Raw genomic sequence first — 11,668 nt, forward strand, 5'->3', positions numbered from 1 at the left:
ACCGATTCCGTCCTCGTCCGAGACCCACCGCCCCCGTACGGCGATACGCTCACACCTCATGCCCGAAGTCCCCGCAGCACCCGACTTGTCCACCCAGCCCCGCCCGGTCTACGTGATCGGCGCCGGCCCAGGCGGCCTCGCCGTCGCCGCCGCACTGCGCGCCCGCGGGGTCCGTGCGGTGGTCGTGGAGAAGTCGGAGTCGGTCGGCGCCTCCTGGCGGCGGCACTACGACCGACTCCACCTGCACACCACGCGCCGGCTCTCCGCCCTCCCGGGCCTGGCCATGCCGCGCCGCTTCGGACGCTGGGTGGCGCGCGAGAACGTGGTGCGCTACCTGGAGAAGTACGCCGAGTTCCACGAGCTGGAGATCGCCACCGGCATCGAGGTGACCCGCGTCGAGCCCTCCGCCGACTCCCGCCCCGACGCCCCCGGCTGGACCCTGCACGCCACCGGCGGCCGCGTCATGGCGGCCCGGGCGGTCGTGGTCGCGACCGGCTTCAACCACACCCCCCTCGTCCCCGACTGGCCGGGCCGGGACACCTACCCGGGCCCCCTCGCCCACGCCGCCGAGTACCGCAACCCGGCGCCCTACGCCGGCCTGGACGTCCTCGTCGTCGGCGTCGGCAACACCGGCGCCGAGATAGCCGTCGACCTCGCCGAGGGCGGTGCCGCCCGGGTCCGCCTCGCGGTGCGCACGGCCCCGCACATCCTGCGCCGCTCCACCGCGGGCTGGCCCTCCCAGCGGACCGGGATCCTGGTCCGGCACCTCCCCGTCCGGCTCGTCGACCGGCTCGGCGCGATCGTCGGCAAGGCGTCGGTCCCGGACCTGTCCGCGTACGGACTCCCGCGGCCCACCACCGGCCTGTACAGCAGGGTCAAGGAGGGCGCGATCCCGCTCCAGGACGTCGGCCTGATCGACGCGGTCCGCAGCGGACGGGTGGAACCCGTGGCCGCCGTCGACTCCTTCGACGGAGCCGAGGTGGTCCTCGCGGACGGCTCCCGGATCACCCCGGACGCCGTGATCGCCGCCACCGGCTACCGCCGCGCCCTGGAGGGCCTGCTAGACGGCCTCGACGTACTGGACGCCCGCGGCCGCCCCCGTACGCACGGCGCCCAGACCCCGCCCGCCGCCCCGGGCCTCTACTTCACCGGCTTCACCAACCCCATCAGCGGCAACATCCGCGAACTGGCCCTGGACGCCGAGAAGATAGCCAAGGCGATCGCCCGTACGGTCGGCCCCTGAGCCCCGACCCCGTGCCCCCGCGCCGGGCCCGTTGTCAGTGGCCTGGTGCAGCATCGGTACGTCGGGCGCCGCCGGGCCCTTCGACGGAACCTTGGGGGATCACCGTGTCGATCACGAACCAGCACGTGGCAGCCCGCTCCTTCCTGGAGCCGCTCTACGGGGACTCCTACTACCCCGGCCACGTCGGGCCGGGCGATCCTGCTCCGGCTGTGCGCGCGCATCGAGGCGGAGCGGCCCTCGGACCTGGCCGCGCTGTACGTGCTGACGGGCGCGGCGACGGAGGAGTTCAACCTGCTGGAGGCGGAGTTCGAGGCCGCGGGGAGCGAAATCGAGACCGTGGCGCGCGAGGAGATAGCCGAGGACTTCGCGTTCGTGGCCTCGGCGTACGGATTCGCGGACGCGGACATCGAGGAGCTCATCGCCCCCAGGGAGTGGTGAGGCGGCCTCCCCCGCCGGGCCGTTCCGGCCCTCTGACCTCGGCCGAATAATGGTCTGGACCGGCTCCCGGTGATCTGAGACCGTTCCCTGGACGACCCCGGACGCCGGCCCGGGAGCCGTCCGAGGCGTTCCCCGGACGGCTCCACACATCACCTCCACCACCTTTCCTGTGCATCCCTGTTCCTGACGGCACGTCAGTTCAGTAATCTGACTACGCGTCAGTTATTGAGATTCGTCGAGGTTCATCGAGCAGGAGCGGGCGGAACGATGCTTGGATCTACTCACGGCACCCTCACCACCGACTTCCGCGCACGTGTCGAGGCCTGCGGGGAGACCCCCAGGACGGCCGTTCATTCCACAGCGGCTCCGTCCGCCGAGGACACGGTCGCGCTGGACGTCAGCGGTCGGCCCCTGCACGCCGACGCCCCCGACCTGGACCGGTTCTTCCGGCCCGAGTCCGTGGCGGTCATCGGCGCCTCGGACGCCGACGGCAGACCGAACACCGGCATCACCCGCCAGCTCATCGCCTGGGCGGAACGCGTCGGTGCCCGGCTGCACCCCGTGCACCCCACCCGCGCCACGGTCTTCGGGCTGCCCTGCCACGCCTCCGTGGCCGAGCTGCCCGAGCAGGTGGACCTCGCCGTCCTCCTCGTGGCCGACCCGCTCCCGATCGTGGAGCAACTGGCGGAAGCCAAGGTGAAATTCGCCGTCGCCTTCGCCTCCGGCTTCGCCGAGACCGGCGACGAGGGCGCCGCCGCGCAGGCCCGCCTGGGCGCCGCCGTACGGCGCTCGGGCCTGCGCCTCCTCGGACCCAACACGAACCTCAACGCCTTCGAGAAGTTCCGCGACGACCTCGACGGCCCGGCCATCGCGCTCATCACCCAGTCCGGCCACCAGGGCCGCCCCGTCTACACCCTCCAGGAGCTGGGCATCCGCCTCTCCCACTGGGCGCCCACCGGCAACGAGGCCGACCTCGAAACCTCCGACTTCATCTCCTACTTCGCCGAGCAGCCCGAGGTCGGGGCCATCGCCTGCTACGTGGAGGGCCTCAAGGACGGCCGGCAGTTCCTCCTCGCCGCCGACCGGGCCGCCCGCAACGGCGTGCCCGTCGTCGCCGTCAAGGTCGGCCGCACCGAGACCGGCGCCCGCATGGCCGCCTCGCACACCGGGAAGCTGACCGGCGCGGACACCGTCGTGGACGCCGCCATGCGGCAGTTCGGCGTCATCCGCGTCGACGGCCTCGACGAGCTCCAGGACACCGCGGCCCTCCTGGCCCGCGCCCGAAAGCCCCTCGCCGACGGAGTGGTCGTCTACTCGATCTCCGGCGGCACCGGGGCCCACTTCTCCGACCTGGCCACCGAGGCGGGACTCAGCATCCCCACCCTCTCCCAGGCCAAGCAGGACGAGCTGCACCAGTGGATCCCCTCCTACCTGGGAGTCTCCAACCCCGTCGACAACGGGGGCCACCCGGTGGGCGACTGGCGAGGCCGGAAAATCATCGACGCCATCCTCGCGGACCCCTCGGTAGGCGTCCTGATCTGTCCGATCACGGGCCCCTTCCCCCCGATGAGCGACAAACTCGCCCAGGACCTGGTGGACGCGGCCGAGCAGACCGACAAGCTGGTCTGCGTGATCTGGGGCTCCCCGGTCGGCACGGAGGAGGCCTACCGCTCCACCCTCCTCGGCTCCTCCCGGGTGGCGACCTTCCGCACCTTCGGCAACTGCATCACCGCCGTCCGCGCGTACCTCGGCCACCACCGCTTCACCGCCGCCTACCGCTCCCCCTTCGAGGACGCCCCCCGCACCACCTCGCCCTCCTTCCGCAAGGCCCAGGCCCTCATGCGCCCGGGCCAGCAGCTCAGCGAGCACGCCGCGAAGCAGCTCCTGCGCGCCTACGGGATCCGGGTGCCCCGGGAGCAGCTGGTGACCAGCGCCGCAGCGGCCGTACGGGCGGCCGGGCTGGTCGGCTACCCCGTCGTCATGAAGGCCTCGGGCCCCCAGCTCGCGCACAAGACCGAGCTGGGCCTGGTCAAGATCGGCCTGACCTCCGCGAGCCAGATCCGGGACGCCTACCGCGAGTTGACGGACATCGCCCGCTACGAGAACGTCCCGCTGGACGGGATCCTCGTCTGCCAGATGGTGGAGCGCGGCGTGGAGATGGTCGTCGGCGTCACCCAGGACGAGCTCTTCGGTCCCACGGTGACCGTGGGACTGGGCGGGGTCCTGGTGGAGGTGCTGCACGATGCCGCCGTACGGGTCCCGCCGTTCGGCGAGGACCAGGCGCGGGCGATGCTCGGGGAACTCCGCGGGCACGCGCTGCTGGAGGGCGTACGGGGTGCGCCCCCGGCGGACGTCGACGCGCTGGTGGAGGTCATCCTGCGGGTCCAGCGGATGGCGATGGAACTGGGCGACGACCTGTCCGAGCTGGACATCAACCCCCTGATGGTCCTACCCCGGGGCCAGGGGGCGGTGGCCTTGGACGCCCTCGCCATCTGCCACTAGCCTCCGGCGCGGGGCCGGCCCAGGGCCGCGCCCCCAAGCCCCCGCAGCGCGGGTCGAGTCCCCTACCGTTCCCAGGGCCAGCCCTGACCCGGCCCTCAAACGCCGGACGGGCTGAAAGCAGGCCCCCGGGCTGCGCCCGGCCCCCCTGGGGCTCCGCCCCGGACCCCGGTCCTCAAACGCCGGACGGCTGAAATGGCGCGGGTCGGGACCCTGGCCCCCGGGCCGGGGACGGGGGCGGGGTGGGGTGTCGGCCGGGACGTAAAGCGTGATTTGTGGCGCAAAAGAAGCCCGAGCCCTGTCGAACGCAAGGCACAGGGCGCCTAAATCATGCAGTCCAGGCCGACACCCCACCCCGCCCCCGGCACCGGCCCCACCCGCAGCCAGACGACGACCCCGCCCGCAGGGTCCGGACCCCACCACGACAGGAGTTCCACCATGCCCGGCACCCCCGAGGACGAAGTCCTCCACCGCTTCGAGAGCGGCGTCTCCTGGATCACCCTCAACCGGCCGGAGGCCATGAACGCCGTCACCTGGGACCAGCGCGAGCGCGTCATCGGCCTGCTCGCCGAAGCCTCCGCCGACCCCGCCGTGCGGGCCGTCGTCATCACCGCCACCGGCAAGGGATTCTGCGCGGGCGCCGACCTGCGCGGGGCCCCGCCCGCCCCGGCGGAACGGGTCGCCGGGGACGTGGCCCGCATGATCCGGCTCGGCGCGCAGCGCCTGATCACCGCAGTGCTCGACTGCGAGAAGCCGGTCATCGCCGCCGTGAACGGCACCGCGGCCGGGATCGGCGCCCACCTCGCGCTCGCCTGCGACCTGGTCATCGCCGCCGAGCCGGCCCGTTTCATCGAGGTCTTCGTCCGCCGCGGCCTGGTCCCCGACGGCGGGGGCGCGTACCTCCTCCCCCGCCTCGTCGGCCCGCAGAAGGCGAAGGAGCTGATGTTCTTCGGGGACGCCGTCCCGGCGGCCGAGGCCGAACGGCTCGGCCTGGTCAACAAGGTGGTGCCCGCCGAGGCCCTGGAGGACACCGCCCGGGAGTGGGCGGAGCGCCTCGCGCAGGGCCCCACCCGCGCCCTGGCCCTGACGAAGCAGCTCGTCAACGCCTCCCTGGACGGTGACCGGGCGACCGCGCTCGCCGCCGAGGCCAACGCCCAGGAGCTCAACATGACCACGGCCGACGCGAACGAGGGGGTCGCGAGCTTCGTCGAGCGCCGCACCCCGAAGTACCTCGGCCGGTAACCGCACCTACATCTACATCTGCGGGTCCGGCGCGAGCAGCGCGAACACCGCTCCCGTCGGGTCCGCGGCCCACGCCATCCGGCCGACCTCCGGGACGTCGGCGGCGGGCATCAGGACCGAGCCCCCGCCACCCCGGATCGCGGCTACGGTCGCGTCCACGTCGGCGACGTTGAAGTACGGCACCCAGCGCGGGACTTCATTCGCCCCAGCACCCTCTCCCGCGCCCGCGCCCGCGCCCCCACCCTCGCCAGCGCCAGCGCCCCCGCCCTGCGGCGCGACCCCGCCGAAGGACCCGTCCTCCTGGTCCCCGTCGGCGACGCTCAGCACCCGGTACGTCATCCCGGGCGCCTCCATCTCGACGGAGCGCCAGCCGAAGAGGCCGGCGTAGAACTCGATGGCGGCGACCGGATCGGGCACGTGCAGCTCCGCCCAGACCAGGGACTTCACCTCGGAGGTCAGCCCCAGCCCGGCGGTCTTCCCCGGCTGCCAGCACGCGAACTCAGCGCCCTGCGGGTCGGTGAACTGGGCCAGCCGGCCCTCCCCCATGACGTCCCCGGGCTCCATGCGCACCACTCCGCCGCCCGCCCTGACGGCCGCCGCCGTCTCCTGGATGTCGGGGGTGTTGAAGTGCAGCATCCAGGCCGGGGTGGCGCCCGCCTCGGTGAGCGGCCCCAGGGCGGCGACGGTCTTGCCGTCGACCTGGAAGAAGCCGTAGCCGCCCGCCTCCGGGCCGAGGGAGACGTACTCCCAGCCGAAGACGCCGGTGTAGAAGGAGACGGCCCCGTCGGTGTCGGGGCTGCCGAGGTCGAGCCAGTTGGGCGATCCCTTGCGGAAATCGGTGCCGAGCATGAGGGTCCTCCTGTGCGTGCGCCGCTGCTGCGGGGTCGGGTCCGGTCCTCCGCCACGATGCCGAGCCCGTACGGGACCCGCGCGCCAGGGATGCCCCGCACGGCGGTGGAATCACCCGTACGGCGGCCTACCGCGCCCGCTTCCGCAGGACGCGCACGTCTCCGCCGTCCGGGTCGCCGATCAGCACGAACAGCTGCGGCGCCTCCGCCGTGCCCGCCGTCTTCCAGTACCGCGAAGCCTCCTCGCAGGCCTCGACGGACAGGTCCACGCCCGGGGCGGCGCCGCCGGCCGTCCCCTCGACGTGCCTCCAGGTCCCGCGCCCCGAACAGCGGTCCGCCTCGCCGAATCCGTCGTCCACCGGCAGGCCCGTCGCCGTCGCCGCACCGTGCTCGTCGAGTTCCAGGCTGACGCCGGAGCCGGTCCACACGCCGACGTAGTCGGCGCGCTCCAGGACCGGCGGCTGGTACGGGGGCACGAGGAAGCCCGCGACGAGGGCGGCGGGTACCGCGATCCCGGTCGCCGCCAGCGTCCACAGCCGCACCCGGAGCTTCGTCCGCTGCCGCATCCGCGCGTACACCGCGACCCCCACCGGGAGCACCCCGGCGGCCGCGATCCAGCCCCACGCGGCGGCGTACGGGGTGCTGATCAGCAGGGCCACCGGTGCGGCGTACAGGCCGGCGAGCAGGACCAGCACCGGCGGGGCCCACCGGGGCGCAGGGATCCGGGTGCGCGCGCCCACGGCGTTGGAGAGCGCCACGACCGGGGTGGTGAAGAGCGCGCCGTGCACCCAGCCCGCCGCGACCGCGAGCGGCGGAAGGAAGACGCACCCGAAGGCCACCTCGAGGATCAGACCGAGGGCGAACGTTCCGTAGCCCACGCCGTAGGCGTCGCTCTGCCCCGGGGAGACCCACCAGAACAGCGCTCCGACGAGGAACTGCGCCCCGGCGACGGCTTCCGCACCGGGCGCGATGCGGGTCCAGGAGCGCCTGCTCCGCTCCTGGACCGCGACCACGTGGTTCGACATGGCGAGCCCCCCTCCCCACACTATTGAACACGTTCAACCGATGTGGACCCTACACTCCCCTTCCAATCTGACGAACCGTCAGCTTCAATCGGAATGTGATGGGACACGCAGGGATGGCGGCCACCGTCGTCCGATACCTCAGATCAGTCGGCTCCCCCACCTCCGCCGCGGCGGAGCCCGGGACCGAGCCCGTCGAAGCACTGCCCCGCCCCGATCTGCGGGCCGTCGGCGAAGACGAGCGCGCGCCCGTCAGCCCCGCCGAATTCCGCGCCGTACTGGGGAACTTCGCCAGCGGCGTCACGATCATCACCTCCCCGCCCGGCGAGGACGAGGACGGCCCGGCCGGCTTCGCCTGCCAGTCCTTCGCCTCGCTCTCCCTGGACCCGCCGCTGGTCACCTTCATGGTGGCCCGTACGTCGACCACCTGGCCCCGCATCGCGCGCACCGGGGTGTTCTGCGTGAACATCCTCGGCGCCGAACAGGGCGAGCTGTGCCGCGCCTTCGCCGTCAGCGGCGCCGACAAGTTCGCCGGCGTCGCCCACACCCCGGCCCCCGCCACCGGCTCGCCGCAGCTCGACGCGGTGCCCGCCTGGATCGACTGCCGGATCCACGCCGTGCACACCGGCGGGGACCACCTCATCGTGGTGGGCAAGGTCGAGGCCATGGGCGCGGCCGGCGAGGGCGAGCCCCTCCTCTTCCACAAGGGCCGCTTCGGCCGCTTCACCGGCTGACGGCCCGCACACCGGAGCGCGCACCCCCGAGCCGGGCCGCAGCCGGTGGACCGGCATCACGGGCCGGCCGATGACGGCCCGTGCGGTCGGCCGGCCTCGTACCGGGCCCGGCTACCACCGGGTGTCCGCCGCCTTCGCGAGCCCGACCCCGCTGCCGGCCCTGACCCGGCTGGTCAAGCGGCGGCACTGAACCGCGCCGCGGCCGGCCCCGCTCCGGAGAGCAGGACCGGCCACGGGTCCGGCGGAACCGGCCGGCTCAGAACGTGAGGACCCCGCGGGCCACCCGTCCGTGGTGGGCGTCGTCCACGGCCTTGGCGAAGTCCTCGACCGGGTAGACCTCCGTGACCAGTTCGTCCAGCAGCAGCTTGCCCTGGCGGTAGAGCTCCGCGTAGAGCGCGATGTCCCGCTGCGGGCGCGAGGACCCGTACCGGCAGCCCATGATCGTCTTGTCCAGGTACATGGACGAGACCTTGAAGGCCGCCTCCTCCGTGAAGCCGGGCACGCCCAGCAGAACCGCCTGCCCGTGCCGGTCCAGCAGGTCGATCGCCTGCCGGATCAGCTTGACGTTGCCCACGCACTCGAAGGCGTGGTCCGCGCCCGTGGGCAGGATCTCCTTCACCGCCGCCGAGGAGTCCGGCACCGACGAGGCGTCGATGAAGTGCGTGGCGCCGAACTGCCGGGCCACCGCCTCCTTCGCCGGGTTCGCGTCGACCGCCACGATGGTGGTGGCCCCCGCGATGCGCGCGCCCTGGAGCACGTTCAGCCCGATGCCGCCGGTGCCGATGACGACCACCGTCTCCCCCCGGTCCACCTTCGCCCGGTTCAGCACGGCGCCCACGCCCGTCAGGACCCCGCAGCCGATCAGCGCGGCCGAGGTCAGCGGGATGTCCTTGGGGATCTTCACCGCCTGCACGGCCTTGACGATCGTGCGCTCGGCGAAGGCCGAGTTCGACGCGAACTGGAAGAGCGGCTTGCCGCCCCGCGAGAACGGCTGCCCCGGCATCCCGATCGCCTTGCGGCACATCGTCGGACGGCCGCGGTCGCAGTCCGCGCACGCCCCGCAGTTGGCGAGCGTGGACAGCGAGACGTGGTCGCCGGGCACCACGTGCACGACCCCGGACCCGACCGCCTCCACCACGCCCGCGCCCTCGTGCCCGAGCACCACCGGCGGCGGGAACGGGATCGTCCCGTCGATCACCGACAGATCGCTGTGGCACAGACCGGCCGCCGCTATCGCGACCAGCACCTCCCCCGGCCCCGGGTCCCGGATCTCCAGATCGTCGACCACCTGGGCCTGCTTGCCGTCGAATACGACGCCTCTCACCTGGACTCCTTAGGCAGGCCGAGCACGCGCTCGGCGATGATGTTGCGCTGGATCTCGTCCGAGCCGCCGTAGATGGTGTCGGCGCGGGTGAACAGGAACAGCCGCTGCTCCTCGTCGAGTCCGAGTTCGTACGGGGTCCCCTGCGACCAGAGCCCCGGCCCGGCCGTGGCCACGGCGCCCCGGACCTCCACCGCCAGCTCCCCGAGCCGCCGGTGCCAGCCGCCCCACAGCAGCTTGGCCACGCTGGGCGCGCCGGGATCGCCGCCCGCGGCCGCGCCGGCACGCCCCTGCGCCTGCGCCTGCCCCTGGGCCTGCGCCGCGCCCAGCGTCCGCAGCGCGTTCCAGCGCATCGTGCGCAGCTCGGCCCACTGCCGTACGAGGCGTTCGCGCAGGACCGGGTCGCCGGAGCCCGCGGCCACGTACGCCCGGACCACCTGCTCCAGTTCGGCCGCGAAGCCGATCTGCTGGACGAGCGTGGAGACCCCGCGCTCCAGCGCGAGCAGCCCCATGGCCACGGACCAGCCGTTGCCCTCGCCGCCCACGGTCTCGGCGGCGACCGCCCCGTCGAAGAACACCTCGTTGAACTCGGAGGTCCCCGACATCTGCCGGATGGGCCGGACCTCGACCTTGCCCGGCTGGTCCATGCGGACGAGGAGGAAGGACAACCCCCGGTGCCGCTCGGAACCGGCCCCGGTCCGCGCCAGGACGAAGCACCAGTCGGCGTCCCGGGCGAGCGAGGTCCAGATCTTCTGCCCGGTGACCCGGTACCGCCCGGTTCCGCCTCCGCCCGCGTCCCGTACCGCCGTCGTACGGATTCCCGCGAGGTCGGAGCCGGCCCCCGGCTCGGAGTAGCCCTGGCACCACAGCTCCTCGCCGCGGGCGATGCCGGGGAGGAAGCGGGCCCGCTGCTCCGGGGAGCCGTAGGCGATCAGCGTCGGCGCGAGGAGGTTCTCGCCGATGTGGCCGACCCGGGCCGGGGCGCGCGCGGCCGCGTACTCCTCAGCCCAGACCACCTGCCCGGTGAGGGAGAGGCGCCGGTTGCCGTACGCGCCCGTGTCCGCGCCTCCCGTCTCCCAGCCCTGGCCGATCCAGCCGGCGCGCCCCAACTCGCGCTCCCAGGCGCGGCGGACCTCGACCCCTTCGTGCTCGCTGCCGGGGCCGCCGAGGCCGACGGCCGTCTCGTACGGCCCCGTGAGGTGCTCCGCCAGCCACGCCCGGGCCTGGACGCGCAACACCTCGTCCTCGTCGTCGAAGCCGAAGTCCATGGTCTGTGCCCCCTCGGTTCCTGTCCGGCCGCTGGGCCGTCTCATACGGGTCGTGCCGGCCGGGGACTACGCGTTGGGGCGGTCCTTGGCGGCCGCCGCCTTGGCCATGGCTTCGAGCTGGGCGAGCATCGGCATCGGATCGGTGCCGACGGTCCCGGGCAGGAAGTCGGCGATCTTCTCGGGGGTCCAGGAGCCCTCGGCGTAGCCGGCGCGCAGTTCGCGGGGCTGGGCCCAGACGGCGATCTTCGGGCCGGCGATCGTGTAGACCTGCCCGGTGATCTTCTCGCCGCCGACGGCCACGGCCTTGTCGGAGAGCAGGTAGGTGACGAGCGCCGCCACGTCCTCGGGCTCGCCGATCTCCTTGAGCTCCATCGGTACGTTGGCCGACATCCGGGTGCGTGCGACGGGTGCGACGGCGTTGGAGGTGACCCCGTACTTGGCCAGCCCCAGCGCGGCGGAGCGGACGAGCGAGATGATCCCGCCCTTGGCCGCGCTGTAGTTGGCCTGGGCCACCGAGCCCTGGTGGTTTCCGCTGGTGAAGCCGATCAGCGTGCCGGTGCCCTGGCGGCGCATGACGGCGGAGGCGGCACGGAAGACGGTGAACGTGCCCTTGAGGTGGGTGGCGACCACCGGGTCCCACTCCTCCTCGGACATGTTGAACAGCATCCGCTCGCGCAGGATGCCGGCGACGCACACGACTCCGTCGATGCGTCCGTACTGGGCGAGCGCGGTGTCGACTATGCGCTGGCCGCCCGCCATGGTCGAGATGTCGTCGGCCACGGCGACGGCCTCGCCGCCCGCGGCGAGGATCTCCTTCACCACCGCTTCGGCGATCTCGCTGGTGGGCTCGTTGCCCTCCATTCCCACGCCGTAGTCGTTGACGACGACCTTGGCGCCCTCGGCAGCCGCGGCGAGTGCCACGGCCCGCCCGATGCCCCGGCCGGCGCCTGTGACGGCGACGACTTTGCCTGCCAAGAAGTTCCCCACGTCCGGCCCCTTCCCGCGTTTTCTGACGGTCCGTTAGATTCTATGGGCAGTCGGATGCGCCAGCAC

Annotated in this window: 9 protein-coding genes and 1 pseudogene; 5 read left to right on the forward strand and 5 right to left on the reverse strand. The window is 73.2% G+C overall.

Annotated elements, in window-relative coordinates; genetic code table 11:
- Positions 1 to 58 precede the first annotated feature (58 nt).
- The 4 genes and pseudogenes from AC6CKD_RS23990 to AC6CKD_RS24005 all read left to right on the forward strand — a co-directional run bounded on the left by AC6CKD_RS23990 (position 59) and on the right by AC6CKD_RS24005 (position 5,422).
- Positions 59 to 1,243, forward strand: coding sequence for a flavin-containing monooxygenase (locus tag AC6CKD_RS23990; RefSeq protein WP_498329783.1), 1,185 nt, complete (start codon positions 59 to 61; stop codon positions 1,241 to 1,243).
- Between the two features lie 104 nt (positions 1,244 to 1,347).
- Positions 1,348 to 1,681: pseudogene (locus AC6CKD_RS23995) on the forward strand (DUF5713 family protein).
- A 267-nt stretch (positions 1,682 to 1,948) separates the two neighbouring features.
- Positions 1,949 to 4,183, forward strand: a complete 2,235-nt coding sequence (locus tag AC6CKD_RS24000; RefSeq protein WP_498329785.1) for an acetate--CoA ligase family protein — start codon at positions 1,949 to 1,951, stop codon at positions 4,181 to 4,183.
- Between the two features lie 435 nt (positions 4,184 to 4,618).
- Positions 4,619 to 5,422 (forward strand): enoyl-CoA hydratase/isomerase family protein, encoded by an 804-nt coding sequence (locus tag AC6CKD_RS24005; RefSeq protein WP_498329786.1) that lies wholly within the window; start codon positions 4,619 to 4,621, stop codon positions 5,420 to 5,422.
- A 12-nt stretch (positions 5,423 to 5,434) separates the two neighbouring features.
- Here the strand turns inward: AC6CKD_RS24005 and AC6CKD_RS24010 are convergent, their stop codons facing one another.
- Complete coding sequence (locus tag AC6CKD_RS24010) at positions 5,435 to 6,271, reverse strand: VOC family protein (RefSeq protein ID WP_498329788.1); 837 nt, start codon at positions 6,269 to 6,271, stop codon at positions 5,435 to 5,437.
- 127 nt (positions 6,272 to 6,398) lie between these two features.
- Positions 6,399 to 7,295: a hypothetical protein gene (locus tag AC6CKD_RS24015; protein WP_498329789.1), complete on the reverse strand. Its 897-nt coding sequence runs from the start codon at positions 7,293 to 7,295 to the stop codon at positions 6,399 to 6,401.
- Positions 7,296 to 7,408: 113 nt separating this feature from the next.
- Here AC6CKD_RS24015 and AC6CKD_RS24020 point away from each other — a divergent pair, with 113 nt between their 5' ends.
- Positions 7,409 to 8,026, forward strand: a complete 618-nt coding sequence (locus AC6CKD_RS24020; RefSeq protein WP_498330104.1) for a flavin reductase family protein — start codon at positions 7,409 to 7,411, stop codon at positions 8,024 to 8,026.
- Between the two features lie 256 nt (positions 8,027 to 8,282).
- On the opposite strand, the gene AC6CKD_RS24025 is transcribed toward AC6CKD_RS24020, so the two are convergent.
- From AC6CKD_RS24025 to AC6CKD_RS24035, 3 genes are all read right to left on the reverse strand, one after another.
- Positions 8,283 to 9,350 carry a Zn-dependent alcohol dehydrogenase gene (locus AC6CKD_RS24025; RefSeq protein WP_498329790.1) on the reverse strand — a complete coding sequence of 356 codons (1,068 nt, stop codon included), beginning with the start codon at positions 9,348 to 9,350 and terminating at the stop codon, positions 8,283 to 8,285.
- Positions 9,347 to 10,615: an acyl-CoA dehydrogenase family protein gene (locus AC6CKD_RS24030; protein ID WP_498329792.1), complete on the reverse strand. Its 1,269-nt coding sequence runs from the start codon at positions 10,613 to 10,615 to the stop codon at positions 9,347 to 9,349. The genes AC6CKD_RS24025 and AC6CKD_RS24030 overlap by 4 nt, the downstream gene beginning before the upstream one ends.
- Before the next feature lie 66 nt (positions 10,616 to 10,681).
- A complete protein-coding gene (locus AC6CKD_RS24035; protein WP_385374845.1) occupies positions 10,682 to 11,602 on the reverse strand; it encodes an SDR family NAD(P)-dependent oxidoreductase in 921 nt (306 codons plus the stop codon).
- Positions 11,603 to 11,668: the final 66 nt, after the last annotated feature.

The sequence above is a fragment of the Streptomyces sp. GQ60 genome, from assembly GCF_059758875.1.

Coding starts and splice junctions, on each gene's coding strand:
- AC6CKD_RS23990 (WP_498329783.1), top strand. CDS start 59: ATGCCCGAAGTCCCCGCAGCACCCGACTTGTCCACCCAGCCCCGCCCG.
- AC6CKD_RS24000 (WP_498329785.1), top strand. CDS start 1,949: ATGCTTGGATCTACTCACGGCACCCTCACCACCGACTTCCGCGCACGT.
- AC6CKD_RS24005 (WP_498329786.1), top strand. CDS start 4,619: ATGCCCGGCACCCCCGAGGACGAAGTCCTCCACCGCTTCGAGAGCGGC.
- AC6CKD_RS24010 (WP_498329788.1), bottom strand. CDS start 6,271: ATGCTCGGCACCGATTTCCGCAAGGGATCGCCCAACTGGCTCGACCTC.
- AC6CKD_RS24015 (WP_498329789.1), bottom strand. CDS start 7,295: ATGTCGAACCACGTGGTCGCGGTCCAGGAGCGGAGCAGGCGCTCCTGG.
- AC6CKD_RS24020 (WP_498330104.1), top strand. CDS start 7,409: ATGGCGGCCACCGTCGTCCGATACCTCAGATCAGTCGGCTCCCCCACC.
- AC6CKD_RS24030 (WP_498329792.1), bottom strand. CDS start 10,615: ATGGACTTCGGCTTCGACGACGAGGACGAGGTGTTGCGCGTCCAGGCC.